The sequence below is a fragment of the Mycobacterium sp. NGS29 genome, assembly GCF_059812965.1.
Genome location: NZ_JCALDR010000020.1, coordinates 12,755 through 38,994 on the forward strand (window position 1 = coordinate 12,755; position 26,240 = coordinate 38,994).

The 26,240-nt window shown below is 66.4% G+C and carries 26 protein-coding genes; 9 read left to right on the forward strand and 17 right to left on the reverse strand.

From position 1 onward, the window contains the following. Positions 1-4 precede the first annotated feature (4 nt). From AC5Y5Z_RS21955 to AC5Y5Z_RS21965, 3 genes are read right to left on the reverse strand one after another with little or no spacing between them, the layout of a single operon-like run. Positions 5-199: a ferredoxin gene (locus AC5Y5Z_RS21955; protein WP_463825372.1), complete on the reverse strand. Its 195-nt coding sequence runs from the start codon at positions 197-199 to the stop codon at positions 5-7. Beyond that, positions 196-1,380 (reverse strand): cytochrome P450, encoded by a 1,185-nt coding sequence (locus AC5Y5Z_RS21960; RefSeq protein WP_463825373.1) that lies wholly within the window; start codon positions 1,378-1,380, stop codon positions 196-198. The genes AC5Y5Z_RS21955 and AC5Y5Z_RS21960 overlap by 4 nt, the downstream gene beginning before the upstream one ends. Positions 1,381-1,432: 52 nt before the next feature. Further along, the gene (locus tag AC5Y5Z_RS21965; RefSeq protein WP_499927519.1) at positions 1,433-1,882 is read right to left on the reverse strand and encodes a hypothetical protein; all 450 of its coding nucleotides are present in this window, start codon (positions 1,880-1,882) and stop codon (positions 1,433-1,435) included. 558 nt (positions 1,883-2,440) lie between these two features. Here AC5Y5Z_RS21965 and AC5Y5Z_RS21970 point away from each other — a divergent pair. Further along, positions 2,441-3,667 (forward strand): hypothetical protein, encoded by a 1,227-nt coding sequence (locus tag AC5Y5Z_RS21970; RefSeq protein ID WP_463825375.1) that lies wholly within the window; start codon positions 2,441-2,443, stop codon positions 3,665-3,667. On the opposite strand, the gene AC5Y5Z_RS21975 is transcribed toward AC5Y5Z_RS21970, so the two are convergent. Next, positions 3,654-4,172, reverse strand: coding sequence for a TetR/AcrR family transcriptional regulator (locus tag AC5Y5Z_RS21975; protein WP_463825471.1), 519 nt, complete (start codon positions 4,170-4,172; stop codon positions 3,654-3,656). The genes AC5Y5Z_RS21970 and AC5Y5Z_RS21975 overlap by 14 nt on opposite strands. 158 nt (positions 4,173-4,330) lie before the next feature. Between AC5Y5Z_RS21975 and AC5Y5Z_RS21980 the strand changes: the two genes are divergently transcribed. Both AC5Y5Z_RS21980 and AC5Y5Z_RS21985 read left to right on the forward strand, forming a co-directional pair. Further along, positions 4,331-4,870, forward strand: a complete 540-nt coding sequence (locus AC5Y5Z_RS21980; protein WP_499927522.1) for a class I SAM-dependent methyltransferase — start codon at positions 4,331-4,333, stop codon at positions 4,868-4,870. 117 nt (positions 4,871-4,987) lie between these two features. Beyond that, positions 4,988-5,818 carry an enoyl-CoA hydratase-related protein gene (locus AC5Y5Z_RS21985; RefSeq protein WP_463825377.1) on the forward strand — a complete coding sequence of 277 codons (831 nt, stop codon included), beginning with the start codon at positions 4,988-4,990 and terminating at the stop codon, positions 5,816-5,818. Between the two features lie 66 nt (positions 5,819-5,884). Here AC5Y5Z_RS21985 and AC5Y5Z_RS21990 read toward each other — a convergent pair whose 3' ends face one another. The 8 genes from AC5Y5Z_RS21990 to AC5Y5Z_RS22025 form a co-directional block, all read right to left on the reverse strand. After that, positions 5,885-7,582 (reverse strand): FAD-binding protein, encoded by a 1,698-nt coding sequence (locus AC5Y5Z_RS21990; RefSeq protein ID WP_499927524.1) that lies wholly within the window; start codon positions 7,580-7,582, stop codon positions 5,885-5,887. Then, a complete protein-coding gene (locus AC5Y5Z_RS21995) occupies positions 7,579-8,931 on the reverse strand; it encodes an aromatic ring-hydroxylating oxygenase subunit alpha (RefSeq protein WP_499927526.1) in 1,353 nt (450 codons plus the stop codon). The genes AC5Y5Z_RS21990 and AC5Y5Z_RS21995 overlap by 4 nt, the downstream gene beginning before the upstream one ends. 13 nt (positions 8,932-8,944) lie before the next feature. Next, on the reverse strand, positions 8,945-10,477 hold the full coding sequence (locus AC5Y5Z_RS22000; protein WP_499927528.1) for an acyl-CoA synthetase: 1,533 nt from the start codon (positions 10,475-10,477) through the stop codon (positions 8,945-8,947). Between the two features lie 8 nt (positions 10,478-10,485). After that, positions 10,486-11,358, reverse strand: a complete 873-nt coding sequence (locus AC5Y5Z_RS22005) for an enoyl-CoA hydratase-related protein (RefSeq protein WP_499927530.1) — start codon at positions 11,356-11,358, stop codon at positions 10,486-10,488. Between the two features lie 29 nt (positions 11,359-11,387). After that, entirely contained in the window at positions 11,388-11,624 is a 237-nt protein-coding gene (locus tag AC5Y5Z_RS22010) for a lipoyl domain-containing protein (protein WP_499918881.1), read from the reverse strand. Continuing rightward, complete coding sequence (locus AC5Y5Z_RS22015) at positions 11,617-12,615, reverse strand: alpha-ketoacid dehydrogenase subunit beta (RefSeq protein ID WP_499927532.1); 999 nt, start codon at positions 12,613-12,615, stop codon at positions 11,617-11,619. The genes AC5Y5Z_RS22010 and AC5Y5Z_RS22015 overlap by 8 nt, the downstream gene beginning before the upstream one ends. A 13-nt stretch (positions 12,616-12,628) precedes the next feature. Further along, the gene (locus AC5Y5Z_RS22020; protein ID WP_499927603.1) at positions 12,629-13,567 is read right to left on the reverse strand and encodes a thiamine pyrophosphate-dependent dehydrogenase E1 component subunit alpha; all 939 of its coding nucleotides are present in this window, start codon (positions 13,565-13,567) and stop codon (positions 12,629-12,631) included. Between the two features lie 97 nt (positions 13,568-13,664). Then, a complete protein-coding gene (locus AC5Y5Z_RS22025) occupies positions 13,665-14,528 on the reverse strand; it encodes a mycofactocin-coupled SDR family oxidoreductase (protein ID WP_463825384.1) in 864 nt (287 codons plus the stop codon). Positions 14,529-14,759: 231 nt separating this feature from the next. On the opposite strand from AC5Y5Z_RS22025, the gene AC5Y5Z_RS22030 reads away from it, so the two are divergent. From AC5Y5Z_RS22030 to AC5Y5Z_RS22045, 4 genes are all read left to right on the forward strand, one after another. Then, entirely contained in the window at positions 14,760-15,980 is a 1,221-nt protein-coding gene (locus AC5Y5Z_RS22030) for a CaiB/BaiF CoA transferase family protein (RefSeq protein WP_499927535.1), read from the forward strand. A gap of 132 nt (positions 15,981-16,112) precedes the next feature. After that, a complete protein-coding gene (locus AC5Y5Z_RS22035; RefSeq protein ID WP_499927537.1) occupies positions 16,113-17,324 on the forward strand; it encodes an amino acid deaminase/aldolase in 1,212 nt (403 codons plus the stop codon). Positions 17,325-17,385: 61 nt separating this feature from the next. Then, on the forward strand, positions 17,386-18,672 hold the full coding sequence (locus AC5Y5Z_RS22040; protein WP_499927539.1) for a D-arabinono-1,4-lactone oxidase: 1,287 nt from the start codon (positions 17,386-17,388) through the stop codon (positions 18,670-18,672). A 132-nt stretch (positions 18,673-18,804) separates the two neighbouring features. Next, positions 18,805-19,116 carry an ANTAR domain-containing protein gene (locus AC5Y5Z_RS22045; RefSeq protein ID WP_463825388.1) on the forward strand — a complete coding sequence of 104 codons (312 nt, stop codon included), beginning with the start codon at positions 18,805-18,807 and terminating at the stop codon, positions 19,114-19,116. 134 nt (positions 19,117-19,250) lie between these two features. Here the strand turns inward: AC5Y5Z_RS22045 and AC5Y5Z_RS22050 are convergent, their stop codons facing one another. Together AC5Y5Z_RS22050 and AC5Y5Z_RS22055 are read right to left on the reverse strand one after the other, a co-directional pair. Further along, positions 19,251-19,694, reverse strand: a complete 444-nt coding sequence (locus AC5Y5Z_RS22050; protein WP_463825389.1) for a DUF6941 family protein — start codon at positions 19,692-19,694, stop codon at positions 19,251-19,253. Between the two features lie 185 nt (positions 19,695-19,879). Continuing rightward, positions 19,880-21,766: a DUF4407 domain-containing protein gene (locus tag AC5Y5Z_RS22055; RefSeq protein WP_499927541.1), complete on the reverse strand. Its 1,887-nt coding sequence runs from the start codon at positions 21,764-21,766 to the stop codon at positions 19,880-19,882. 177 nt (positions 21,767-21,943) lie between these two features. On the opposite strand from AC5Y5Z_RS22055, the gene AC5Y5Z_RS22060 reads away from it, so the two are divergent. Together AC5Y5Z_RS22060 and AC5Y5Z_RS22065 are read left to right on the forward strand one after the other, a co-directional pair. Next, positions 21,944-22,507 (forward strand): hypothetical protein, encoded by a 564-nt coding sequence (locus tag AC5Y5Z_RS22060; protein ID WP_463825391.1) that lies wholly within the window; start codon positions 21,944-21,946, stop codon positions 22,505-22,507. A gap of 114 nt (positions 22,508-22,621) precedes the next feature. Continuing rightward, a complete protein-coding gene (locus tag AC5Y5Z_RS22065) occupies positions 22,622-23,050 on the forward strand; it encodes a type II toxin-antitoxin system Rv0910 family toxin (RefSeq protein WP_463825392.1) in 429 nt (142 codons plus the stop codon). On the opposite strand, the gene AC5Y5Z_RS22070 is transcribed toward AC5Y5Z_RS22065, so the two are convergent. From AC5Y5Z_RS22070 to malQ, 3 genes are all read right to left on the reverse strand, one after another. Continuing rightward, positions 23,047-23,349, reverse strand: coding sequence for a hypothetical protein (locus tag AC5Y5Z_RS22070; protein ID WP_499927544.1), 303 nt, complete (start codon positions 23,347-23,349; stop codon positions 23,047-23,049). The genes AC5Y5Z_RS22065 and AC5Y5Z_RS22070 overlap by 4 nt on opposite strands. Positions 23,350-23,449: 100 nt before the next feature. After that, positions 23,450-23,914 (reverse strand): nuclear transport factor 2 family protein, encoded by a 465-nt coding sequence (locus AC5Y5Z_RS22075; RefSeq protein WP_463825394.1) that lies wholly within the window; start codon positions 23,912-23,914, stop codon positions 23,450-23,452. Beyond that, positions 23,911-26,076: a 4-alpha-glucanotransferase gene (malQ, locus tag AC5Y5Z_RS22080; protein ID WP_499927546.1), complete on the reverse strand. Its 2,166-nt coding sequence runs from the start codon at positions 26,074-26,076 to the stop codon at positions 23,911-23,913. The genes AC5Y5Z_RS22075 and malQ overlap by 4 nt, the downstream gene beginning before the upstream one ends. Positions 26,077-26,240 lie beyond the last annotated feature (164 nt).

A 26,240-nucleotide genomic window follows, 5' to 3' on the forward strand; every position in this document is an offset into this window, starting at 1 on the left:
CGGCTCACGGTGTGAGGGTGATTGCCTCTTCGGGGCAGTTCTGGGCACCGGTGGCCGCCTGCACCTCCAACGGACCCGAGACATCCGCCAGCAGCAGTATCGAGTGCCCGACGTCATCGGCGTCGTACACGTCGGGCGCCAACGAGTAGCACCGGCCGTGACCCACACACCGGTCGGCGTCGAGCTCGATGTGCGTCATCGCACCGGCACCGGGAAGGTCAGCGGTAAGGCTTCGACCGAGCGGAGCGCCGCGGTGTACTTCAACTCGGTGCCCGGCGCGATCTCGTAATCGGGTATGCGACGGTGGAATTCGCGCAACGCGACCCGCAACTCCATGCGGGCCAGATGAGAGCCGAGGCAGCGGTGCGGACCGCCGCCGAACGCGCGGTGCCGGTTCGGGTTGCGGTTGAAGTCCACCAGCTCGGGATCGGCGAACTCGGCCGGGTCGGTGTTGGCGGCGCCCAGCAATGGGCTGACCCGCTCACCCTTGCTGATCGGGCAACCCCCGATCTCCACATCCTGCATGGCGACCCGCACCACGCCGGGAACCGGTGTCTCCCAACGCAACAATTCTTCGACGGCGTGCGGCAGGATGTCCGGCTGCTCGACCAGTTGGTGGCGGTGCTCGGGATTGCGGGCCAGGTACACGAAGAAACAGTCCAGCGAGTCGGTCACGGTGTCCAGCCCGGCGATCAAGAATAGGAAGCAGATGTCGAGCAACTCCTCGCGGGTGAGCGCGCTGCCACCATCCCCCTTGTGGTGCAGCGCGATCATCGCCGTAAGCACGTCGTCGCGGGGGTTTGCGATGTGGTCGTCGATGGCGCGCTCGAAATAGTCGTAGATCTGCTGCGCCACCGGCGCCGAGCTCGCGTGCCGGTCGTCCCAATCGGTGGCACCCGCCGGGCGGATCACGCCGTCCTTCCACTCCAGGAACGTGTCGAGATCGTCCAACGGCAAGCCGAGCAATTGCAGAAACACGGTACAGGGCAACGGCACCGCGAACTCGGCGTGGAAATCACACTCGCCCCGGCCGGCGAAACGGTCGATCATCTCGTTCACCAAAGCGGAGACCTGCGGCTCACGCCGAGCCATTTCGCGGGGCGTGAACAGCGGATCGAGAATGCGACGGTACTTGGCATGATCAGGCGGGTCGATCTGCAGTGGGATCAGTGGCCGCAGATTGCCGAGATCGACCGCGTCCATGTTCGACGAGAACAGATCGGTCCGTTTGAGTGCCATCTCGATATCGGAGAGCCGGCTGAGCACCACCGCTTGCGGGGAGCGGAACACCGGCGCCGATTCGCGCAGTGCCTTATACATCGGCTGGGGCTCAGCGAGACCCGTCACAGCCTGGTCGACGAATCCCTGGGCTTCTGTCATGGTGTCAGCCTGGCACCGCGGCCAGCGGTGGGCAATGCCCTCTTCGGATGGGTTATTTCGGTCTGGCGTGCCGGTGCGTGACGGCCCGCAGCACTCCGCGCAGCGCGTAGGCAGCCGTGACGAGCGACAGCAGGATCAGCAGGATGAACGTCACCATCCAATTGCTGCGGCTGTGGTTGACGTCCCACCAGATGACAGTGAACAGCAAGACGCACAGCAACAGCACGATGTCACGCCAGTTGCCTTGGTAGGACACCGCCGCCTTGCGCATCGCGCGACCCCGATCCGAGGCTTCCACCAGATCGTCGATGCGGGCGTTAATGGTGCGCTGCAACTCGGCGCGGCGTTCGGCGGCTTCCGGCGGCAGCCGGTCGAGCAGGTCCATATCCTGCTTGATCATGCTGCGAAAGTCAGGCCCCCGGAACTGTCCGGCGGCGATCGCCAGCATCACCCCACCCAGGACCGGCGCACTGTTCAGCGCGAGTTGTCCTATCCCGGCCATGTCCGGCCCTCCTTCGGATCGTCGTACTTCGACGAGGATTACCGAAGCAGGGCAGCGGATCAACCGCCGGTTACTTGCCGTGCGGCAACGCTTCCGGACCGGCCGAATCGCGCGGTTGGCTGCCGCGGGTCAGTCACGATATGCGCATTTCGATAGAAAGTGTTGTGGGACCGGATAATTCGGGCGGTAAGCGTCACGGCGCAGGCCCGGTTCGTCGCACCTCGGACACGTCCCGCGCCATGACGAGCAGGGCTGCCGCCAACTCAACCCGCGCCAGATGCGCGCCCCAGGCGAGCGTCCGAGAGGCATCGGTCCACTATATGCTGGACACTTGTCCAGCATGTAGTAAAGGTGCTGGCCTCACGCCCGCCTCAGGAACGGTTGCCGTGACGGATCCTGATTCGCTGAAACTCATCTTGCTCGGACTATGGCGTCCTTGCTCCGGTGGGACCGGTCGACTAAAGTTCGAATCGAAACCAGACAAGTGTCCATAAATGCGGCATATGCAGCCCATGTCAGCCGCGTAGTCCGACGTTGTCGCCACTCGAAGGACCGTCCATGACCAGCAGGTACGCCGCCCTCACCCGTGCGCAGCTCGCCACCCTGGTGCCGGAGTTGCTGCTGATCGGTCAGATGATCGACCGGTCTGGAATGGCCTGGTGCATCCAGCAATTCGGCCGTGAGGCAATGCTGCAGATCGCGATCGACGAATGGGCGGGTGCGAGCCCGCTGTACACCAAGCGCATGCAGCGCGCGCTGCGCTTCGAGGGTGACGACGTGATCACCATCTTCAAAGGCCTGCAACTCGACATCGGTGCGCCGCCGCAGTTCATGGACTTCCGGTACACGGTGCACGATCGCTGGCACGGCGAGTTCCACCTCGATCACTGCGGCGCGCTGCTCGATGTCGAACCGATGGGCGAGGAGTACGTGCGCGGCATGTGCCACGACATCGAGGACCCGACGTTCGACGCCACGGCGCTGGCCACCAACCGCAGGGCCCAGGTTCGGCCTATTCACCGGCCGCCCCGGACACCGGCGGACCGCCAGCCGCACTGCGCCTGGACGGTCATCATCGACGAGTCCCACCCCGAGGTCGGATTCATACCGGCACTGGACATCGTCGGCCGGACCCGTGCGGCCACCACCGAACTCGATCCCATCGACGGGACCGAGCCGGGCCAGGCGGATTACTCGGGTCCGCTGGTCTCCGACTTCGACTTCGAAGCGTTCTCCCACTCGGCGCTGGTTCGCCTGGCCGACGAAGTGTGCCTGCAAATGCACCTGCTCTACCTCTCGTTTGCCCTTGCGGTGAGCGAACGCGCCGAGGGCGATGCGGAGAAAGTTCGCTTGATAGCCACCAAGCAGCTGATCGGCCTGGCGGGTCTGGCAGCCGAGCGGATCCACCGGTCACTTGAGCTACCCGGTGGTGTCGAGGGCGCGGTGCGGGTGCTGGAACTGCACCCGCTGTTCAACCCCGCCGCCTACGTGTACGCCGACTTCGAGCACGACCGCGTGCATCTGCATCCGTCGCCGGCCCATGAGGACGCGGCGTGGCCGGCACTCGTGTCGGCGGCATCGGTCGAACCGTTACAGGCGATCGTCGCCGCTGTCGATCCGCACCTGAGTGTCGAGGTGAGCGGAACGCCGACGGACTGGACCGCCATCGTCATCGAAACAGAGACTGCGGCAAAGGAATTCGATGAGGTTGCGGTGACAAAGTTCAGTGGCGGCTCGACATTTGTGTTCCAGCCGCGCAAGTCATTGCCGCTCACCCCGGTGTAGAGCTCTCGACGGATGCCCCGAGGATGAGCTGGACCGCTTCGTCCAGCTGTCCGGCGATCTCCTGGTAGGTGGCGAAGCGCGCGCTCATCAGCGCTCCGATGAAGGTCATCTGCAATGTCGACTTCACAGCGCGCGGCCAGCCCGGGCCGAGTGCGGCACCGATGCGCCGCGCCACCTCCTCGGCGATCTCGTCCCGCAGCGGCGCCACGGCGGCATCGTCGGCGATCAATGCCGCGCCGCAGCCCGCGGTCAGCTCAGGTTCTTCGGCAACGACAAGGGCCATGTCTCGCATCGTCGCGCTCACCCTGGTCCTGGTGGTGTCGTTAACGTCGGTGTGTAGCGGTAGTTCGCGCAGGAAACGCAGATAAACCGCGGCAACCAACGCACTCTTGGACGAGAAGTAGGTGTAGGCACTGGCCGGTGACACTCCCGCACGCTGCGCGACCGCACGCATGGTCAGGTTGGCGTAGGAGGATTCACGCAGCTCCTGCAGACCGGCGTCCATCACCTTGCGAATGGTCTGACCCGGACGCCGATCGGACCGGCGCCCGGTGCCGGTGGCGACGTCACCTGCCAGCGGCGCCCTTGCATCTCCTGACACCCGTCCAGTGTAGAAAGCCGGCCTGCCGGCAGGGCTGACGGACCGGCCGTAACGTAGGCGCTGTGAGCCGGGAAGATCGACGTCAGTGGGACGCGCGTTATCTGCAGTCGGGAACGGCACCGGCGGTGGTGGCTCCCGAATTCCTTGCGCCGCATGATGATCTGATACCTACCGGGGGACAAGCTCTCGATATTGCCTGCGGCCAAGGCCAACACGCGGTTTGGCTCGCCCGGCGGGGTCTGCAGGTGTGGGGATGGGACGTGTCCGCGGTAGCCATCGCGGATGCACGGAAACTGGCGCGGCAGAACGGAGTCGGTGAGCGGTGCCGGTTTGATGCCGTCGACCTCGACGACGGACTGCCCGACGGCGATCCCGTCGACCTCATCCTCTGCCACAGGTTCCGCGACCGCCGCCTGGACCGGGCGCTGATCGATCGCCTGGCGCCGCGCGGTCTGCTGGCAATCGCCGCGCTGAGCGAGGTGGGCGCCGAGCCTGGGCCGTTTCGCGCAGCACCAGGCGAACTGCCCTCAGCATTCGCTGAACTGACGGTGCTGGCGGCCGGTGAGGGCGAGGGCCGGGCATGGCTGGTGGCGCAGGCGTGACGGGCAATCGCCGCGAAGCCTCCCGGCAGGATGGGTTTCGCAGCGGCACAAGCGAAATCATTGAGTAACACCGCTGGTGAGCGGTGCGGGGCAACCGCGTCGGGTAGGGTCACAACCATGGAGCGGCGCGTCCTTGAAGCGGTCATCTATGAACGTGAGCCACCGATCGCGCGGATCATCCTCAACCGGGTCGACAAAGCCAACACCAAGGACGCGGTGCTGGTCACCGAGGTCGACACCTGCCTACACGAGGCAGACCGCGACGGTGAGATCAAGGTCGTCATCATCAAGGCGAACGGCAAGGGCTTCTGCGGCGGCCATGTGGCCCGCTGGGGTCCGGATGAAAACCCGTATCCCGATTTCGGAAACACCTTCGAGGACCTCTACAAGGGCACCGCCGACCTGTTCTTATGGCCGACGCTGTACCTGTGGGAGTTCCCGAAACCGACGATCTCGCAGATCCACGGCTACTGCATGGGGGGTGGGATCTATCTCGGGTTGCTGACGGATTTCTGTGTCGCCTCCGACGACGCCTATTTCCAGATGCCCCTTGCCCAAAGCCTCGGTGAGCCGGGCGGGCACACCATGATCGAACCGTGGCTGCTGATGAACTGGCACCGCACCATGGACTGGCTGCTGTTGGCCCCGACGCTGTCCGCTGAGCAGGCCCTGGAGTGGGGTCTGCTCAACAGGGTGGTGCCTCGGGATGACCTGGAGGACACCGTCGAAGAAATGGCGGCCAGGATCGCCCAGATCCCGCTGACCACGCTGATGGCGGTGAAGAACAACGTGAAGCGGGCCTGGGAGTTGATGGGCATGCGGGTGCACCTGCAGGTCAGTCACATTCTGACCAACATGGTGGGTGCCGCCACCGACGTGCAGGCCCGGCGGGCCGAGCTGATGCAGTCGGGCATGAAGCCCCGCGACTTCATCGGCCGCGACGAGTAGCGCGAGCAGACGCAAAAGCCCCTAATTTCAAAGGGAAAAAGGGGCTTTTGCGTCTGCTCGCGCGGGTCAGCGGGTCATCTCGCCGGCCACCCGGCGGCCCGCCGCGTGTCGGGCGGCCACGTAGCCGAACACCATCGAGCTGGCGATGCTGGCCCCGGCACCCGGGTACGTCCGGCCCATCACCGTCGCAGTGGTGTTCCCGGTGGCGTAGAGCCCTTCGATCACCCGGTCCTGCTCGTCGAGTACCTGGGCGTGCTCATTGGTGATCACCCCGCCGCAGGTGCCGACGTCGGCCGGCAACACCCGGGTGGCGTAATAGGGCGCCCGGTCCAGCGGGCCGAGGGCGGCGTTGGGCCGGTAGCCGGGATCGCCCAGACAGTCGTTGTAGGCCGATTGCCCCCTGCCGAAGTCGGGGTCTAGCCCCTTGCGGGCGAACTTGTTGAACCGCTGCACAGTTCGGACGAGTTCGTCAGCGGGCAGGTCGATGTGGCGAGCGAGGTCACCGAGGGCATCGGCCCGTTTGACCGCACCGTTGGCGATCAGTTCGGGCGGCAGGTGCTGACGCTTGACCGGGTTGGTACCTGCGACGTAGCGGCGCACGTAGCTGTCGTCGAAGATCATCCAACAGGGCACCGCTTTGTTGGCGTACATTGCTTTGCCCACTTCGACATACGAATTCGACTCGTTGCAGAACCGGCGGCCGGTGGAGTCGACGTAGATGGCGCCGGGGCGCTGACGCCCGGAGCCCAGCGACGCCGCGGCCGCGCCGCCGTTGGCGATGAAAACCGAAGGCAGCCACCATGCTTCGTCGAGCAGATCGGTCTTGGCGCCCAGTCGCATCGCGGTTTGCAGCACTTCGCCGGTGTCCCCGGCGTTGGCGATCGACCACTTGCCGTCGTTGGGCTGATCGCCGCTGTACCGCCGGCGCATGTCGGCGTTGTGGCCGAAGCCTCCGGCGGCCAGCAGAACGCCTTTGCGCGCTTCGACATTGACCGGCGTGCCCTCGTGGATGATCCGTGCGCCGACGACGCGGCCGTCCTCGACGATCAGATCGTCCATTGCGGCGTTGATCCACAGCGGGGGTTCGCCATCGCTCAGGTCGATCAGCACCTTGAGCATCTGGCCGATCAGCGACGCTCCGTTGGTGAGGAGTTGGCGGCGGGCGATCTTCGCGGCCCGGGTGCGCGCGAAAACCTTGGTGGCCACCGCGAATGCGCGAGGCGACCGGTTGAAGTACTGCACTGAGCGCAGTTCGTTGGTGAGTACGGTGTAGCCGTAGTTCTTGGCCAGCGACGGCTGCACTTTGTCGTGCCAGCGACCCAATTCGGCGGCGTCGAAAGGTATTCCCTCCACCGCCCGGCCGGACTCGTTGCCGCCCTTGTGGTTCGGGTAGTAGTCGCTCCAGCCGGCGCAGCGGATCAGCCGAACACCTTTGCGCACCAGGAAATTGATCATCTCGTAGCCGGCGGTGAGAAACATCTCCCGACGCGCGGGGGAGGAGGCCGGCCCGATGTCACCGACCACGTCGGCCAGGTAGGCCAGCCCGTCCTGGTGCGAATCGGCGATGCCGTCGGCGCGCATCAGCGGATTGTTGGGCAGCCAGACGATGCCGCCGGACAGGCCGGTCGAACCGCCCACCAGGGCCTGTTTTTCGACGATCAGGGGTTGCAGCCCGGCATCGAGGGCGGCGAGTCCGGCGACCATCCCGCCACCGCCACTGCCCGCGATCACCAGGTCGACCGAGCGGTCCCACTGGGTGCTCATCGGCCGACACCGGCTGTGAAACCGAGATCTGCGATCGGGACGTCGATGGTGGTGTTGGTCTTCTGAATCGCCGGCACCAACGCCTGATACGGCAGACCAGCGAGGAATCCGTCGATCACGCGTTCGAAGTTGGAGATCAGCCCTTCGATCTGACTGGACAGCCGCATGAACTCAAACCCCTTGGAGTGCAGACCTTTTTGTTGTCTGGGCAGGTTGGCGAAATCCTGGGCCGGGATCGGCGGCCACCGCGGGTCATCGGGTGCCATGGGCTCCGGTGGGGTCGGTCTGCCGGTGAGCTGGTCCGGCGGAATCCGGGTGAGCGACCAGATTTCGAACAGCGTCTCCTCTGGACCGAGCGGGCGGATGCGGTACGACGAGGCGCTGCTGTACTGGGGCAGCAGAAAATAATGCGGGAAGCAGAACCCGATGGCATCCACGATGCCGCGGCGCTGCAGGTCGTTGAGGTCTGGAATATCGCAGCCGCGGGCCCGATGCCAATGCACCACAGCGTCATTGAGGGTGCGCTTCCACACCGCCATCGCCTCGGCGGGGTCGGCGGGCAACTCGATATCCTGCAGGCCCTCGGCGATTCGGACGTCGTTCTCGTGCGTCATCCCGGCCATACCTTCGCCCAGCGTGCGCATGAAATACAGGCTGGTCTGTACGAGTCCGGGTGGTTTGCCGGTCGCCGGCTGCGACGACGGCAGCAACTGCGGATGGGTCTGCGGGACGTGATAGCCCTCCATGAACGCGGCCGTCGCGAGCTTCCAGTTCACCGGCAGCCGGCACGACTGCCACCACTCGGTGCGCAGCGATTCGACCTTCCAGGCGTCGTAAATGGTGGCGAACGGTTCGAAGCAGTCCCGCAATCCAGGTGCGTCATCGTCGAGGTTGATCCACGCGCAGCCACCCCAGAGCTCACATCGCACCGGTACCAGGGCCAGATCCTGCGGGTCCAGATTTTCTTCGTCGAACGTCTCGGACCGCAGCACGAAGGTGTTGCGCCCGTCGATACCCCAACACCAGCCGTGGAACGGGCACACGAAAGTGCGCCGGGATCCGTTCCCCTCCACCAGTTTCACTCCGCGGTGACGGCACGCATTGTGGTAGGCCCGCACGTTCTCGGTGTCCACCCGCACGACGATGATCGACTGATCCAGGATTTCGTACTCCACGAAATCGCCCGTCTTGGGGATCTCCTCGAGCCGGCAGGCCATCTGCCATACCCGCGGCCAGAACATCTCGTTCTCCAGCGCATAGAAGTCCCGGTCGTAGTAACGCTGTTTGGGAATCCGGTCGGCGGACTGCACCGCCCACGGCACCGGAAGCGGCGTCCAGTTCACGTTCATAACGTTCCTTCATTCATAGGATCCGGGACATCCGTCCGTGCCAGTAGCGTTCCCGGATACGTCGCTTGTAGAGCTTGCCGTTCGGGTCGCGGGGTAGCTGCGGGTCGAATTCGATGGTGCGGGGGCACTTGTAGGCAGCCAGGTGCGCCCGGCAGTAGTCGATCAGCTCGGCCGCCAAGTCGGGGCCGCGTCGGATGCCGTCAGCTGGTTGCACGACGGCTTTGACTTCCTCGCCGTACTCGTCGTTCGGCACGCCGAACACCGCCGCGTCGACGAGCTTGGGGTGCATCACCAACACGTTCTCCACCTCCTGCGGATAAATGTTGACCCCGCCGGAGACGATCATGAACGTGGCACGGTCGGTGAGGTAGAGATACCCGTCTTCGTCGACCCGGCCCACGTCTCCCAGGGTGCGCCAGCCGCGTTCGTTGGAGACCGAGGCGGTCTTGGCAGGATCCTTGAAGTACTCGAAGTCGGGGCCGCCTTCGAAGTACAGCTCACCGGATTCACCGACGGGCAGTTCCCGGCCGTCCTCGCCCACCACGTGGACCGTGGTCATCGGGATGCCCACCGACCCCGGGTGGGCCAGCCACTCCTCGGGCCCGATCGTGGTGCCCGCGAATCCTTCAGTGCCGCCGTAATATTCGTGGATGATCGGGCCGAACCAGTCCATCATCCGATGCTTGACGTCGACCGGGCAGGGTGCGGCTGCATGGATCACGCACCGCAGGCTGGACACGTCGTACTCGTTGCGCACGGACTCGGGCAGCTTGAGCATCCGCACGAACATGGTCGGCACGAACTGAGCGTGGGTGACCCGATGCGTCTGGATCAGCCGCAGCACCGTCTCGGCATCGAACTTGGGCACGATGACCGACGCGGCGCCCACCCGGTTGACGGCCATGGTGTAGTTCACCCCGGCGGCGTGATACGCCGGAGCGGGGGACAGGTACACGCACGACGGGTCCATCCCGTACTTGTGGGTCAGCGCGAGCTGCAGGACGGCTTGCGCCCACGACCCGTTGCCGTCGACGGGCAGTGGGCGGCGCACCGCTTTGGGACGGCCCGTGGTGCCCGATGAATACAGCATTTCCGAACCGTCCGACAACGCAGGCGCCGGGCCGGCGCCCGCGAGCACGTCCTCGTACGACTGCCAGCCGGTGAGTTCACCCCCCACGGCCACGTGCATGCGCACGGCGGAATTGACCGCACCGAATCCGGCGGCGAGACCGGCGTACGACGCATCCACGAACACCGCCCGGGCGTCGGAATCGTCGACGACGTAGGCCACCTCATCCGGGGTGAAGTGGGTGTTGACAGCGGTGTAGTACAGCCCGGAAAGCTGACAGCCCCAGGTGATTTCGAAGAACTCCGGCCGGTTCGGCAGGATCAGTGCCACCCCGTCGCCGCGACGCAGGCCCGCGTCGTGCAGCGCCGCGGCGACCCGTTGGCTACGGGCATACAGCTCGCCGAACGAGATCGCGCAACCGTCGACGATCAGAGCCGGCGAGCCCGGCGCTGTGATCGCGTGGTCTGCGATGTTCACCGGCGCACTCAGCTGGTGGGCGCACCGTCGGTAGAGGCGGCGGCGGCAGCCTGACGGCGGGCCTGTTCGGAGGGCAGCACCTTGTCCTTGAACACGGTCTGGATCAGCTGCTGCACGTCCTTGCTGATGGAAGCGAGAGCGACCAGGTCGTTGGAACTCTGCCAGTGCACCCGCATGCCCATCAGCTCCCAGGCGCGCTTGAGATTGGCCTTGGTCGCCAGCAGCGTCGTCATCGGTGCCTGCGCGATATGGCGGGCGATGGCCTCTACGCGTGCATCCAGCTCCTCGCGCGGCACGACTTCGTTGACCAGACCAACTTCGAGGGCTCTCTTGGCGTCGATCACCTCGGCCAGATACAGGTAGTACGCGGCCCGCCGCCAGTTCATGAAAACCCAAGGCTCGATTGAGCATTCACCGGAGGGCATGCCGAAGCCCTGCAGCGGCGGGTAGGAGAAGTAGGCGTCTTCAGCGGCGATCACGATGTCGGTGGTCAGCCCGTAGTGGGTGCCGCCGCCCACGCAGTAGCCGTGCACCTGCGCGATGGTCGGCTTGGAGAACTCCCACAGGTTCAGGATCGGCTTGACGAACAGGTCGGTCTGCGGCTTCCACGGCGTGCCCATCACCCCGGCTGCCTCGACGAAAGACGGGTAGTCGACGGCGTTGTTGCCGATCGCATGCCCCGAGCAGAAACCCTTGCCGTTGGCTTTGAGAATCAGCACTTTGATGTCGTAGTCGCGGTCGGCGTCCAGCAGGGCGGCGTCCACCTCTTCGGCGAGCTTCTGGTCCTGCGCGTTGGCTTTCTCAGGCCAGTTCAGGATCACCCTTGCGATCGGACCTTCCTTTTCGTAGATGATGCGTTCGCGGGTCTCGTTGAGGTCCATACGGCTGCCATACCTTTCGTCGGATCGGATTATGAAGTGATGACGCCGATTTGGGCGCCGATGTCGTAGGTGGTGCCGACTTCGCCGGTCCACTGCACGGTGCCCGATGCCCCGGCTTGGATCTCCTGCTCCACCTTCTCGGTGGCGATCACGTAGATCGGGGTGCCTTCGTCCACGTGCTCGCCGGCGTCGACGAGCAGGTCGGTGAGTTCGGCCTCCGACACAGCCACCGATACCCGGGGAATCCGAATGATGAAGTCAGCCATGCGCGATGGCCCTGGCTAAGGTCCGCTGCGCCGCGGCCACGATTCGCGCCGGCGACGGATACATCTGCGCCTCCAGCGCGGGGGCGGCCGGGTTGGGCACGAAACGCGCGGCCACGCGCTCGATGGGCGCGGCCAGTTCGCCGAACAACTCGGCCTGCAGGATCGCCACCAATTCGGCACCTGGGCCGGCGAATTGGACGGCATCGTGCACGACCACGATTCGCTTGGTGCGACGCCCGGATTCGACGATCGTCTCGACATCAAGTGGGACCAGGGTGCGCAGGTCGACGACTTCGGCGCTGACCCCCTGTTCGGCCAGGGTGGCCGCGGCCGCGAGCGCATCGTGCACGGCGCGGCCGTAGGCGATCAGGGTCACGTCGGAGCCGGAACGCTTGATATCCGCCTGGCCCAACGGGATTGCGAAGTCGGCGTCCAGCGGAACGGGACCCTTGCGGCCCTGCAACCGGATCGTCTCCACGAACAGGCACGGGTCCTCGTCGAAGATCGCCGAGGTCAGCAGACCTTTGCCGTCGCGAGGGGTGGACGGGACGATGACTTTCATTCCCGGGATGTGCATGAACCATGCTTCCAGGGATTGCGAGTGCGTCGCGCCGGTGGCCAGGCCGGCGTAGACCTGGGTGCGGATGGTGATCGGTGCGGTGGTGCGCCCCGCCGTCATGAACCGCAATTTGGCGGCGCTGTTGATCAGCTGGTCTGCCGCGATGCCGATGAAGTCCATGATCATGATCTCGGCGACCGGGCGCAGGCCGTCGATCGCCGCGCCGATCGCGGCCCCGACAATCGCCGCCTCGGAGATCGGCGTGTCCAGCACCCGGTCGTGGCCGTACTTCGTCGATAATCCGGCAGTGGGTCCGGACGCCCCCGGGTCGGCGATGTCCTCGCCGAGCAGGAACACCCGGTCATCGGCTTCCAGCGCCTGGTCCAGCGCGAGGTTGAGCGCCTCGCGCATCGTCATCTCTTTCTCTTGCATGCTGTCTGGAACCTCACACCGGAAACTTGATCGGAGTCGCGTACACGTCACGTTCGAGTTCGTCGATGGCCGGTGGATCGGCGCCCAGCACAGTGCGTAGCGCGTCCTCCACGCGTGCCGCGGCGTCGGCATCGATGCGGTCGAGGGCGTCGGCACTACAGATCCGGGTGTGGGCCAGGTGTTCGCGAAACCGCGGCACCGGGTCGGCGGCCATTGCCGCGGCGAGTTGGTCCTTGGGGATGTAGGGCATTCGATCGCCGAAATAGTGGCCGCGGAAGCGAAAGGTCACGCATTCGATGAACGTGGGCCCGCCGCCGCCGCGCGCCCGGTCCAGCGCTTGGTCCAGCGCCGCTTTCACCGCCAGCGGGTCGTTGCCGTCGACCCGGACTCCCGGCATGCCGTAACCGGCCGCGCGGTCGGCGACCTGTTCGAGTTTCATCGTGTCCGACGTCGGAGTCATCTCGGCGTACAGGTTGTTCTGGCAGACCAGCACCAGCGGCAGGTCCCACAGTGCGGCCATGTTGGCCGCCTCGTGGAACGAGCCGGTGTTGGTGGCCCCGTCTCCGAAGCTGACCACCGTGACGCGGTCCAGCCCCTTGCGTTTGCCGGCCATCGCCAGCCCGACCGCCACCGGGAGACCGGCACCGACGATACCGGTCGAAAACATCACTCCCGCAGCAGGATTGGCGATGTGCATGGTCCCGCCCTTACCGCGGCCGGCGCCGACGACCCGCCCCATCATCTCGCCGTAGATCTCCTCGAGAGGCACACCTTTGCCGATGAGGTCGTGCAGTCCCCGGTAGGTGGTCACCAACTGATCGTCGGACCGCAGGGCGACCGCCATGGCGGCGGCGATGGCCTCCTGACCGCGCGACGGCCAGTACACGCACATGAACTCGCCGGTGGCGATGCCCTTCGATAGACGGTCGTCGGCCGCCTTCATCAACGCCATCAGCTCATAGAGGCGACGTGCCACGGGCGCCGGCCCCGGGTCGCGGTCATTCACCGGGCTTCTCCATCTTCATTGCAGGACAATTGCATCCGCGGAGTCAGGATCCCGACCAGGGCTTGACTTTGAGGAAGCCGCCACCGTCGACCCGCAGTTGCTGACCGGTGATGTAGCGGGCAGCGTCGGAGGCCAGGAACAGCACAGCGGCGCTGATGTCCTCGGGTTCCACGTAGGGGATCGGCATCGCCTGAACCAGCGGGAAGATCGGTTCGGCGTCGGCTCGGGTGGGGTTGGGCAGGTCGGGGCGAAACGCGCGGTACATCGGCGCGCTGTGCAGCATCTCGGTGTTGACGTTGGTCGGGTGGACCGCGTTCATCCGGATGGAGAACGGCGCCAACGCCCGTGCGAAATCGTTGACGTAATGCGCCGCAGCGATTTTCGCGAATGCGTAGCCGGCCCCGCCAGGTCCACCGTCGATGCCGGTGGTGTTCATCGACGACATGAAGGCGGCGTTGGATCCGATCACAATGACCGACGCCCCGGCTTGCAGATACTTCAGGCTGCCGTGCACCAGGTTGAGCACTCCACCCAGATCGACGTCCACCGCATCGGCGAAGGCCTGCGGCGGCAGACCCGCGGTCAGCGGGCAGATCCCGGCGTTGGCGACGACGATGTCCAGCCGTCCCAGTTCGGTGACGCCGTCGTCGATCGTGGCGAACAGGGCCGCGCGGTCGCGGACATCGGCGATGGCCGAGAACACGCGCTGACCTTCCTTTTCCACCAGTCGCACGGTTTCTTCGAGATCCTCGGGGCGGGCCAGCGGGTACTCGTTGGTCTCGATGTCTTCACACAGGTCCACGGCGATGATGTCGGCACCCTCAGCCGCCAGCGCCCGGGCGTGGGATCGGCCCTGGCCCCGCGCCGCGCCGCTGATCAGCGCCACCCTGCCGGTCAATTGGCCCATGATCCGCCCCTCACCCCGGTGTGTCCGAGCCAGCTAGATAGCCTGCGGCACAACGCCATTCGACCCCCGCCAGTCGATCTCGGCGCAGTGCATGTCCAGCTCCGTCGCATCTGGTCCGCCGACGGCCACGCACCGATGCGCTCGGTCGCCGGTTGGGCTATCAATATGCCTTACAGTAGCTAGAATATCTAAAATAGCAAGAAATGACGTGCGTCACTCAGGGGGTGGACAATGGCGGCTGTGCTCAGCGGCGTTCGAGTCGTGGAGTTGGCATCGTGGACGTACGTGCCGTCGGCCGGCGTCGCATTGGCGGACTGGGGCGCGGACGTGATCAAAGTGGAGGGCGTCGCGTCCGGCGACCCCGGCCGCGCGCTGGTCGTCGGCGGCTTCACCCGCGAGGCAGCGCGCGCCGACGCCGACTTCATCCTGGAGTTGAGCAATCGCGGCAAGCGCAGCATCGCAATCGACCTCAAGTCCGGCATGGGCAGAGATCTGTTCGGTCGCCTGCTGGCGACGGCCGATGTGTTCCTCACCAACTGGTTGCCCGGCGCCCTGGAGCGGGCCCGACTCACGGTCGCAGACATCCGCTCGTTCAATCCGAACATCATCATTGCCCGGGGCACCGGGCTGGGGGTGCGCGGTCCCGATCGGGACCGGGGCGGATTCGACGCCGCCACCTACCTGGCGCGCGGCGGAGTGGCCTACACGCTGACTCCGTTCGGCACCGAGAATCCGGCAGTGCAGGGTCCGGCGTTCGGCGACCTGCAGGGCGGCGCGACGTTGGCCGGCGGGGTGTGTGCCGCGCTGTTCCACCGCGAACGCACAGGCGAGCCCAGTATCGTCGACTCCTCGCTGCTCGCGCAGGCGATGTGGGCCATCGCGCCGTCGATTTCGGTGGCCGACCTGTTCGACATCGACGGGATCCCCGGCGCACCACCGGGATTGGCGATCAATCCGCTGGTGGCGCGGTACAAGACCAAGGACGACAGGTGGATTCAGCTGGTCTTTCTGCAACCGGACAAGTTCTGGGCCGGCTTCTGCACGCGGATGGGATTGGCGGAACTGGCCGACGATCCGCGGTTCGTGCCGTCGAGCAACCTGATCGCCAACGCAGCCGAAGCCACCGAGATCTTCGCGAATGCGTTTGCCCGCCAGGATCTTGCGCACTGGCGGCGGGTGCTCGAAGACGAACCGGGAGTGTGGGGAGCGCTGGCCACCCCGCGTGAAACGCTCAACGATCCGCAGGTCGAACCCAATGGATATGTCATCACCAATGTCGACGACCGGGGCGAGCCTTACCGAACCGTCGCCGCACCAGTGCAATTCAACGAGACCCCGCCGAATCCCTCGCGGGCGCCCGAACACGGCCAGCACACCGAAGAGATCCTGCTGGAGCTGGAGCTGGACTGGGACGACATCGCCCGCGCGAAGGACGTCAAAGCAATTCTGTAAGCGTTGTCACATGCGGCCACCGAGTGGGTGTCGGACCGCAACGACCCGGATGATCGCAACAGACTCAGGATGACGATGTTCGTGTCAAGCATTTGGACCAATGCTCGCTGCAGCTTCATCTAGTGTGTCGGCGTGGGTCAGACGAGACTGGACGCGCCCGGCCGCCTGCAGCGCTACGAGCAGGCGTTCGCCGGTCTGGACGCACCCTTCGCCTTCGTGGACCTCGACGCGATGTGGGAGAACGCCGGACAGCTGCTGCGGCGGGCAGGCGACAAGCCGATCCGGGTCGCCTCGAAGTCATTGCGGTGCAGGCAGTTACAACGCGAGATCCTCGATTCACATGCCCGGTTCGACGGCCTGATGACGTTTACGCTGCGCGAAACGCTGTGGCTGGCGGGACACGGTTTCGAGAATCTGTTGCTGGCCTACCCGACCACCGACCGGGCAGCCTTGCGTGAGTACGGCGAACTCTCCGCCGAGAATCCGGCGGGCGCGCCGATCCTGATGGTCGATTGCGTCGAACATCTGGACCTGATCGAGAGCGTGACCGATCGTCCCGTGCGGTTGTGCCTGGACCTGGACGCCGGCTTCTGGCGCGCGGGTGGGCGGGTCAAGATCGGCCCCAAACGCTCACCGCTGCACACTCCCGAGCAAGCCCGCGCGCTGGCCGAGGAGATCGCCCGGCGTCCGAGACTGCGGCTGGTCGCGCTGATGTCGTACGAAGGGCACATCGCCGGGCTCGGCGACCGCGCACCGGGCAAGCCGGTACAGAACGCGATTGTCGGTTGGATACAGCGTCATTCCATCGCGGAGTTGCGGGATCGCCGCGCCCGCGCAGTTGATTTGGTGCGTGCGGTCGCCGACCTCGAGATCGTCAATGCCGGTGGTACCGGAGACCTGCAACTGGTCGCCCGGGAGCCGGCGATGACCGAAGCGACCGCCGGCTCGGGCTTTTACGCACCGGCACTGTTCGACTCCTATTCGGCGTTTACGTTGCAACCCGCGGCCATGTTCGCACTGCCGGTGTCGCGCCGGCCCGACGACACCACCGCGACCGCACTGGGTGGCGGTTACCTGGCCAGCGGGGTGGGCGCCAAGGACCGCATGCCCACTCCCTATCTGCCGACTGGCCTGAAGTTGAGTTCGACCGAAGGTACCGGCGAAGTGCAGACGCCACTGACCGGCGCCGCGGCGCGCCGGCTGAAGATCGGCGACCGAGTGTATTTCCGGCATGCCAAGGCCGGCGAACTGTGTGAGCGGTTCGATCATCTGCATCTGGTCCGCGGTGCGGCGATCGTCGACACCGTCCCGACCTATCGGGGTGAGGGATGCACATTTCTCTGAGCTCGGGGACGAGCGGGTCTCTGAGCTCGACCACGACAACACAACGTGCGCAGGAGCTTTGATGACGACGACGTGGACCAACTGGGCCGGCGACCAGGTGTGCGCGCCGGTGGCGATCAGGCGACCCACCTCCGAAGGTGAACTGGTCGACATCGTCACCCGCGCAGCGCGACAAAGTCAGCGGGTACGGGCCGTCGGCACCGGGCATTCGTTCACCGACTGCGCGTGCACCGACGGCGTGATGATCGACATGACGGGCCTGCAACGCGTTCTCGACGTCGACGCGGCCCGCGGGCTGGCCACCGTCGAGGGTGGCGCCCAACTGCATTCGCTGTTCGCGCAGTTGGCCGCGCGCGGATTCGGCATCGAAAACCAGGGCGACATCGACAAGCAGTCGATCACCGGCGCTACGGCTACCGCAACGCACGGCACCGGAGCCCGGTTCCAGAACGTATCGGCCCAGATCGTCTCGGCGCGACTGGTCACTGCCGGCGGGGAAGTGTTGCAGGTGTCCGAAGGAGACGACTATCTGGCCGCCCGCGTGTCGCTCGGAGCCCTGGGCGTCATCTCGCAGGTCACCTTCAAGGTGGTGCCGTTGTTTACCGTGCATCGCGAGGACGAGTTGCGGCCCCTGGCCACGACACTCGAGCACCTCGACGAGTACGTGGACGACAACGACCATTTCGAATTCTTCGTCTTTCCGCACGCCGACACAGCTCTGACACGCACCTCACGGCGCAGCTACCAACAGCCGAGACCAGAACCGTTGTGGAAGAAGAGGTTCGGGGAGGAGTTCGAGAACGTCGGATTGAATCTGGTCTGCCGCGCCGGACGTCGGTTTCCAGGCGCGGCGCCGCAACTGAACCGGCTGCTGACCGGCCTGATGTCGCCGGCAAAAGTCCAGGATCACGGTTGGAAGGTCTACGCCAGCGCACGCAACGTCAAGTTCACCGAAATGGAGTACGCCATACCGCGCATGCATGCACAGGAGGCGGTGGAGCGGGTGATCGACGTCGTGCGCCGGCGCCGGCTGCCGATCATGTTCCCGCTCGAGGTGCGTTTCAGCGCGCCCGACGATGCGTTCCTGTCGACTGCGCACGGCCGCGACACCTGTTACATAGCGGTGCACCAGTTCACCGGCATGGAGTTCGAAAGTTATTTCCGCGCAGTCGAAGAGATCATGGACGAGTACGCGGGGCGACCGCACTGGGGCAAGCGGCACTATCAAACCGCTGCAGCGCTGCGCGGGCGTTATCCCGAATGGGATCGGTTCATCGCGGTTCGCGACCGCCTCGACCCCGACCGCGTATTCCTCAACGACTACACCCGCCGCGTGCTCGGCCCCTGAGTCCGGCGGCTTCGAGCGGATATCAACGCGCTCACGGGAGGGTCTCGATGTCGACGTGCGTCTGGCGCAATGAGCGACGGCCCGCAAATCATGGCATGGTATGCCAGTTGTGAATCGTGAAGGAACCAAGCTATGACGGCCAGCTGTGCCCCCACCCAGAGCTCGCACAGCCCGAGTTCGGGACGCATTCTCGACACCGCGCAAGGCATCCTGATCGGTTTGCGCCGGTGCCGTTCGGACAGCGCATTCGACGAATTGCACAGCGCCGCACAGCGTCACCGGGTTCCGGTGTTCGCGATGGCGTGGGCACTGGTGCATCTGGCCGGCGATGGCGAACGGACGCCCAGCTTCGTCGAAGCGCAGTCGGCCGCGCGGGACGAGTGGGGAGAGTTGTTCGCCGCCGACCATCTGCGGTCGCTGGCGGACGTTGCCGGGACGGGTTGAGCGCTCCGCGGCAACGGGGAAGTGCCGCGGCCCTCAACTGCTGTCTTCGTGGGCGAACCAGCACGTCCTTCTCGGGGCGTGGAACTGGCCGTGAATGAAGCGGTGCGACAATGCCGTTCGTGACCCGGGCGACACTAACCCTGCGGGGGCAGTGCCCCCGCAGACACGATCAGCGCTTCGATCGCCGTAGCGCGTTCGAAGCCTTCCACCTCTACCCGCCACTCGTAGATACCCGGATCCAACGGGATTCCGCCCGGGATGTTCAGGGTGAGCGGCATGCGGACCGCGGTGCCGTGAATGGCCCCGGGCAGCCGACCCGCTTCTGCGGCGGCCTCGAACAGGATCCGTTGCGGGCCTTGCGGACCCGGCACCACCACCGGTTGGCCGTCGGTATTCAGCAGCTGACAGGTCAGCCTGTGCTGTTTGTTGGTCTCGTCCCAGTCGATGTCCAGGAAGATGACTAAAGCGAAAGGCGGCGTGGGTGTTTGACACTGTCGCCAGCCCAGCCCGAGGGTGTGCACCTTCCCGGACTGGATGTCGGCCTGGGCCGCATCGGCGAGGAAAAGACTGACCTTCATGCGGTGGCCGACATTCCGTACGACCCTGCGGTTGCCACCGCGATCACTGCCTGATCCACGTCATGTTCCCAATCCGTCTCGCGACTGCCCTGCCATGGCGTCCGGGCGCGCCCCCTCGACCAGAGTCCGGGCCGATGATACGCCGCCGCTGCGGCACCCATCCGACCCTAAGGCACTACGGCCCGCTATTTGCCCGGCGGCAGCTGACGTGGACCCTCGGGCGCGCGCAGCTCGCGTGGCCCTTGCCGTTGGGCCAGTTCGTACTGGCTGTCCTCGCCGGCCCGGGCGCCCACCGACAGGCCCGCCAGGTCGGGCCGGGGTGGGTGCGTCAGGGACGCGTACTGCGGGTCCGTGCCGACCTGGCGGTAGTCCGCGGCCCGATGCTGCCCGGCCGCGCTGCCCCGCGAGGATTCGATCCGGTGGGACCCGGCCGGGTCCTCATGAGAACCTCCGGGGCCAGGATCCTGGTGCGCCGGACGGTGGCTGCCGCCGTCGGAACTCTGCGAATCGACCGTGACCTTACGGGTGCGCTTCAGCGAGAACGCGATCTCCTCGACTTCTTCGAACACCTGACGCGCGCTGCGTAACGGCTGGGTGGTGTTGTCGATGACCCGGGCGACGAACGGTGGCACCAGCGGGCGAATCCAACGGGCAGCAGCTCGGGTGGCGTCCGGAAGGGACGGAATCATCGGGGCTCCCCGTTCCTGTTCGGTCGGTTGCGGCTCTTCGTAGTGCTCGACGACGTGCTGGACGGGTTCGGGCACGGCCGGCAGCTGCTGCGGCGCGTCGACGTGGGCATCTGTTGGCGCAGCATCGCCGGCGGGCAGCTGCGCCACCGCCCGACTGGCCGCCTCCGCTTCGGCGGCGATCGGCAAGTACATGTCATCCTCCACTGGCTCGAAGGTACGTTCCGACGACGCGTGCACCGGGGCCTCGATCGCTTCGATGACTCGGCGGCGTTGGTGCTCCCGGTCGATCTCGGCCTGGGCTTCGATGGCCAGCCGCGTCTGGGTGAGTTGGTGCTCGGCCCACATGATTTCGGCGGCACGGCGCACCTCGGCACGCTTGATCGCGATTGCGGTGTCCGCGTCCAGCTCGGCGCGTTCACGCTCCGCGCGCGCCGTCGTGTGGCGGTCGTGGGTTGTCTCGCCGCGCCACAGCCGCAGAATCAGCGGCAGCAGATACAGCAGGACGAAGAACGCGACCGCCAGTAACCGCAGCACCGGCGCACCGACGCCGGCCTCCGGTCCGAATGTCACCTCGTTCATGGCCACCCATCGCGCACTCAGCCCGCGGCCCGCGTCGGCCACCACACCGTGCCGCGCGGCCAAGACCGCCTGCTCATCGCGTGCCAGCCGAGCGTCCAGGTCGGGTGCTCGTCGATCCCGAGTTGCCGTCGCGGTGTCCAGCGCACGTTGTGCATCCGCGAGCAGTTCGTTGGCGGTCCGCGTCTCCGGTCCCTGGCCGGGGTCGCCGGTGATGCGGGTCTGCGGGCAACCCGGGCTGGGATGGTATTCGCAACGAGCCACCACCAGAGCCCGGTCCAGATCGCCGCGCGCCTGTTCCACCGGCGCGTCCAGCGCCGACCGTGCCGCCCGGCTCTGCTGCCAGGCCGCGGTCGCTTGCGCGACGGCCGGCGTCGAGTCCGCGGTGCGCAGGGCACGTTCGTCCAACCGGCGGTCGATCGCTGCCGAGAAAATCACCAGCGCGGCCAATTCGCCGACCAGCACGCCGAGGGCCACGGCGACCGCCGCGCGACCGGCAACACCACTACGGCCGCGGGACGGGCCGCCGGCCACACCGCGGCTCACGGCGCCCACCAGCAGGCCGAAAGCGAGTGTGCCGGCGGCGATCGCCCACCAAGGGGCGGCCTGGATCGACGACCGCATGGCCAGGGCCGCAACCAGCCAGGCCAGGATCGCCCCCAGTGCCACCACCGCGCCCGCTACGGCGTGGGTTGATCGTTCGTGGCGTTCGGCGAGTTCTCGCCAGTGGCCGCCGCCGAGCCAGGTCAGCAGTCCTTCGATCCGGGTGACGGCGGGGCGCTGCTCAGATGATTCGTGCGCGCGCATGGGACTCAACACCTCCAATCACTCCAGGGTGGCAGGCCCGCAGTCGACACACCGAATCGAACAGCCCGCTTGTGGCGTTGTTCACAAATTCGATAGAAGTGGCCCAGATCACACAAATTGGGCGACGCGACCGGATCAACGTCTGTCCGGGCAGCTGACATGAGACGGTAGGAATCTATGCAAAACCACGACTTCCTCAGTTACGAAGAGTTCGGCCGCAGATTCTTCGAGGTCGCGGTCACGCCCGACCGGGTGGCCGCCGCCTTCGCCGAAATTGCAGGCAGTGAGTTCGCCATGGACCCGATCGCCCAGGGCCCCGGCGGTATTGCCAAGGTCAGTGCGAACGTCAAGATCCAGGAGCCACGGGTCACCCGCAAGCTCGGCGACCTGATCACGTTCGTCATCCACATCCCGCTGACCATCGACCTGCTGCTGGACTTGCGCCTGGACAAGCAGCGTTTCGTGGTCACCGGCGATATCGCGCTGCGGGCCACGGCGCGCGCGGCCGAACCGCTGCTGCTCATCGTCGACGTGTCCAAACCGCGGCCCTCCGACATCACCGTCAACGTGTCATCGAATTCATTCCGCGGCGAAGTGCTGCGCATTCTGGCCGGTGTGGACGGCGAGATCCGGCGCTTCATCGCCCAGTACGTCAAAGAAGAGATCGACAAGCCGGAGTCCCAGGCCGCCCAGATCATCGATGTCGCCACCCAGGTGGCCACCGCCTGGACCGGTATCTGACCAATCCCGTTGTCCGGCAAGCCCGTTCATGCCGACGAAGACGCCGGTGTTTTCTCCCTGCCGCGCTCGGGTATGTAACCGCGGGACTGTTCACAGCGGGAGGAGCACAACCAGGTGGCCAAGGTAGATGTCTCGACGACTTCGGACGTGGACCCCGAGGCAGCCTGGAAGCTCGCTTCCGATCTGCAGCGCTTCGACGAGTGGATGACGATTTTCGCCGGCTGGCGCGGCAAGGTGCCCGACAACATCGAGAAGGGCACCTGTGTCTCGTCGTGTGTCAAGGTCAAGGGCTTCCGCAATGTCATCCACTGGGAAGTCACCGAGTATGACGAGCCGAAATCCATTGAACTGCAAGGCCGCGGCCGCGGCGGGATCCGCATCACCGTCGCGATGAAGGTGACCCCGCAGGATCCGGGTTCGACCTTCGACCTCACCGCCGACCTCAGCGGCGGCGTACTCAGCGGGCCGGTCGGCAAAGTCGTGGCGCGAGTGCTGCGCTCCGATGTGCGCAAGTCGGTGCAGAACCTCGCCGACCTGCGTTAGCCCGCCCGCCGCGGCGCTTCGTCGAACCGCATCTCGCGTTCCGCGGCGCGTACCCGGCGCCGTTCCATACTGAGCCAGGACAACCCAGCGCTCAGGATCAGCATTCCGCTGCTGGCGGCGCCGATTCCGATACCGATCTTGCCCAGCGCGAACGCCGCCACCGACCCCACGGACGCCAGAACCGCGCCGGTCATGACCACCAGTCCGGGTGCGCGTTCCACGTTGTCTTCGAAGTCATCCAGCGCCCGCATCGAGTCGTGCGGTTGCCCGCCCACGGCGTAGCGTGCGGCGTCGTCCATGAGCATCTCCTCTGCAGCAACTTGCAGCGGTCGTCCCGATCGACCGAGTTGGAGCCCGTCGGGAATTTACCCGGAATGCCGCTGGCACAAACGGTTCGGCCTACCGTCGGGGCAGTAACCGGCGTACCGGGCGGGTCTCGATGGCGTTGATCGTCAGAGCTCGACTACTGATCCGCCAACCGGTGTCAGTGAGTTCGTATTCGTCGTCGTAGCGCAGATGCCATACGGCGTCGATCACCTCCTCAGCCCGCCGGCTCCAGTGGTGCGCCACGCACGCGATCCGGCCACGCGCGGCTCCGCTGCGTGGGCCCGGGTCGTAGACCTCACCGACGATGGCGTGCTCGGTGCGGGCCACGTGCGCAACGGCAGCCACCGCGTCCGCGATCGCGCTGTGGCCCCGATGCGAGCGGACCGGCCGCAGATTGCCCGGCGGGTCCGGCACCGTCAGTTCGGCATTCTCGGTGAAAAGCATTGTCACAGAATCGAATTCACGATCGTCGACATAGGCTGCATAGCGGTGCACCAGGTCGCTGAGGGCCGCGCGGTCGGTGGACACAGCACTCACGGCCCGATCTCGGCGCGCACCGCATCAAGCAGTGCCGCGGCGCGTTCGTCGGTGAAGACGTCCTCCAATAGCATCGGCCGGCCGTCCGGGCCGGTCAACGGAATCCGCCAGTTCGGGTACTCGTCGGTGGTGCCCGGCTGGTTCTGCGTACGCCGGTCACCGACCGCGTCGGTCAGGGCCACCCCGAGCAGCCGTGACGGAGTGCGGCACAGGTAGCGGTACAGGGCCAGGATCAACTGCTCGGGCCGATCCTCAGCGTCGGCGAGGACACCGACGCGGCGCAGTTCGGCCAGCCAGGCCGCCCGCTCCGTCGCCGCGTGCTCCAACTCGGCCGCCACCGGCCGGGTCAGCAATCCCAGGTCCTCCCGCAGCCGCACGTGGTCGCCGGCCAGGTAACCGGCGGTCGGCGGCAGGTCATGGGTGGTGACCGCGGACAGACAGTATTCCCGCCAGCGTTCGGCGGGCAGCGGGCCGCCGGAAGCATTTCCCTGCTCGAAGTCCTGCTCGAACCACAGGATCGAGGTGCCCAGCAGGCCGCGCAGTAATAAGTAGTCGCGCACCCAGGGCTCGACGGTGCCCAGATCCTCGCCGACCACGACCGCGCCGGCCCGGACAGCTTCCAGCGCGACGATGCCGATCATCGCCTCGTGGTCGTATCGCACGTAGGCCCCGCCGGTGGGCAGCGCACCGTCGGGGATCCACCACAACCGGAACAGCCCGATGATGTGGTCGATCCGGACGCCACCGGCGTGCCGCAACACCGCCCGGATCAGCGCACGGAACGGCCGGTACTCAGCCTGCTCGAGCCGGTCGGGGCGCCACGGCGGCTGCGACCAGTCCTGGCCGAGTTGATTGAACTCATCCGGCGGCGCGCCCGCGGTGACGCCCAGCGCCAGCACATCCTGCAGAGCCCAGGCGTCGGCACCGGTGGGGTGCACGCCGACCGCCAGGTCATGCATGACGCCCAGCGCCATCCCCGCACGCACGGCCTGCGACTGGGCGGCCGCGAGTTGCTCGTCCAATTGCCACTGCAGCCACCGGTGGAAGTCGACCGCTCGCTGGTTCTTCCTGACGAACTTGGCAACACCGCCGGCGTCGGGATGCTGCAGCGACTTCGGCCACCGACGCCAGTCCCCGCCGTGCACCTCCGCCAGCGCACACCAGGTCGCGAAGTCGTCCAGGGCCTGACCTTCCCGGGCGCGAAACGCGGCGTAGGACAACTCGCGGCCCGCCGACCTCGGCACCGCATGCAGCAGTCGCAGCACCTCACACTTGGCGGCCCACGCTGTGTCGCGGTCGATGCGGTCGAGCTGATCGGCGCGCTGCTGCACGCGGTCGCGCAATTGGCGCACCCGGCGGCGCTTGGGCAGGTCGACGAACTCCGGGACGGCTTCGACGCGCAGATAGAGCGGGTTGACGAAGCGCCGCGACGTGGGCAGGTAGGGGGAGGGCTCCATGGGTTCGGCGGCGGATCGTGGCGGCGCCGCCGCGTGCATGGGGTTGACCAGCACGTAGTCGGCGCCGTGCACGGTAGCCGACCAGAGCGCCAGGTCGGCCAGGTCGGTGAGGTCGCCCACACCCCACGACCGTCCGGACCGCACGCTATACAGCTGAACGGCCAGCCCCCAGGCCCGCCGGCCGCCGAGGGCGTCGGGCAGCCCCACCCAGTCCGGTGTCACGATCAGGGCGGTGTCGGCCGATTCGTCGCCGGAACGCAGCTGCAACCGGTGGTAGCCCAGCGGAATGTCGCCCGGCAGCAGGAAACTGGCCTCACCGACCCAGCGGCCGTCCAGCTCGAACGGCGGCGTGAAGTTGTCGATCTGCACGATGCCGCTGTCCGCACCGGTGCGTCGGGTGCCGTCCTCGAGCTCCAACCACACGTCGGCGGGCGCGCCATGGGTCACATGCGCCCAGAATCGCGTCTGCGCCCCGGCGCGGGACACCACCGTCGGCGGCAGCGGCCGTTGCCAGTACGCCCGACGTTTGGAGATGAGGGACTGGTTGCGCTGCTGCTCGGTCCCGGCCGCGACGCCGAGCGCGGCAAGAACGGACACCACTGTGGTCTCGGAGACCAGCACCTGCCGGCCGGTCCAATCCTGATAACTCGTGGCGATGCCGTACCGCCGGGCGAGTTCGACGAGAGACGGCGCAAGCTCGGTCATGCCGGCAATCTTGCTACCCGCAGCTCGGACCGGGGAATCCGGCGGTGTGTGACTTAGCGCGCCGACTGGGCCATTCGCGGCTACCATGCCCAGAGAAGACACGATGAAACCGTGGGGGATCCAGCGCGGCCGCCGACGGCTCCTGCCGCCTGGCGAGGTCTCTA

Excerpts from the sequence above, each read along its gene's own strand:
- AC5Y5Z_RS21955 (WP_463825372.1), bottom strand. The coding sequence starts at position 199 with ATGACGCACATCGAGCTCGACGCCGACCGGTGTGTGGGTCACGGCCGG.
- AC5Y5Z_RS21960 (WP_463825373.1), bottom strand. The coding sequence starts at position 1,380 with ATGACAGAAGCCCAGGGATTCGTCGACCAGGCTGTGACGGGTCTCGCT.
- AC5Y5Z_RS21965 (WP_499927519.1), bottom strand. The coding sequence starts at position 1,882 with ATGGCCGGGATAGGACAACTCGCGCTGAACAGTGCGCCGGTCCTGGGT.
- AC5Y5Z_RS21970 (WP_463825375.1), top strand. The coding sequence starts at position 2,441 with ATGACCAGCAGGTACGCCGCCCTCACCCGTGCGCAGCTCGCCACCCTG.
- AC5Y5Z_RS21975 (WP_463825471.1), bottom strand. The coding sequence starts at position 4,172 with ATGGACGCCGGTCTGCAGGAGCTGCGTGAATCCTCCTACGCCAACCTG.
- AC5Y5Z_RS21985 (WP_463825377.1), top strand. The coding sequence starts at position 4,988 with ATGGAGCGGCGCGTCCTTGAAGCGGTCATCTATGAACGTGAGCCACCG.
- AC5Y5Z_RS21990 (WP_499927524.1), bottom strand. The coding sequence starts at position 7,582 with ATGAGCACCCAGTGGGACCGCTCGGTCGACCTGGTGATCGCGGGCAGT.
- AC5Y5Z_RS21995 (WP_499927526.1), bottom strand. The coding sequence starts at position 8,931 with ATGAACGTGAACTGGACGCCGCTTCCGGTGCCGTGGGCGGTGCAGTCC.
- AC5Y5Z_RS22005 (WP_499927530.1), bottom strand. The coding sequence starts at position 11,358 with ATGGACCTCAACGAGACCCGCGAACGCATCATCTACGAAAAGGAAGGT.
- AC5Y5Z_RS22010 (WP_499918881.1), bottom strand. The coding sequence starts at position 11,624 with ATGGCTGACTTCATCATTCGGATTCCCCGGGTATCGGTGGCTGTGTCG.
- AC5Y5Z_RS22015 (WP_499927532.1), bottom strand. The coding sequence starts at position 12,615 with ATGCAAGAGAAAGAGATGACGATGCGCGAGGCGCTCAACCTCGCGCTG.
- AC5Y5Z_RS22020 (WP_499927603.1), bottom strand. The coding sequence starts at position 13,567 with ATGGCGTTGATGAAGGCGGCCGACGACCGTCTATCGAAGGGCATCGCC.
- AC5Y5Z_RS22025 (WP_463825384.1), bottom strand. The coding sequence starts at position 14,528 with ATGGGCCAATTGACCGGCAGGGTGGCGCTGATCAGCGGCGCGGCGCGG.
- AC5Y5Z_RS22030 (WP_499927535.1), top strand. The coding sequence starts at position 14,760 with ATGGCGGCTGTGCTCAGCGGCGTTCGAGTCGTGGAGTTGGCATCGTGG.
- AC5Y5Z_RS22040 (WP_499927539.1), top strand. The coding sequence starts at position 17,386 with ATGACGACGACGTGGACCAACTGGGCCGGCGACCAGGTGTGCGCGCCG.
- AC5Y5Z_RS22045 (WP_463825388.1), top strand. The coding sequence starts at position 18,805 with ATGACGGCCAGCTGTGCCCCCACCCAGAGCTCGCACAGCCCGAGTTCG.
- AC5Y5Z_RS22050 (WP_463825389.1), bottom strand. The coding sequence starts at position 19,694 with ATGAAGGTCAGTCTTTTCCTCGCCGATGCGGCCCAGGCCGACATCCAG.
- AC5Y5Z_RS22055 (WP_499927541.1), bottom strand. The coding sequence starts at position 21,766 with ATGCGCGCGCACGAATCATCTGAGCAGCGCCCCGCCGTCACCCGGATC.
- AC5Y5Z_RS22060 (WP_463825391.1), top strand. The coding sequence starts at position 21,944 with ATGCAAAACCACGACTTCCTCAGTTACGAAGAGTTCGGCCGCAGATTC.
- AC5Y5Z_RS22070 (WP_499927544.1), bottom strand. The coding sequence starts at position 23,349 with ATGGACGACGCCGCACGCTACGCCGTGGGCGGGCAACCGCACGACTCG.
- malQ (WP_499927546.1), bottom strand. The coding sequence starts at position 26,076 with ATGACCGAGCTTGCGCCGTCTCTCGTCGAACTCGCCCGGCGGTACGGC.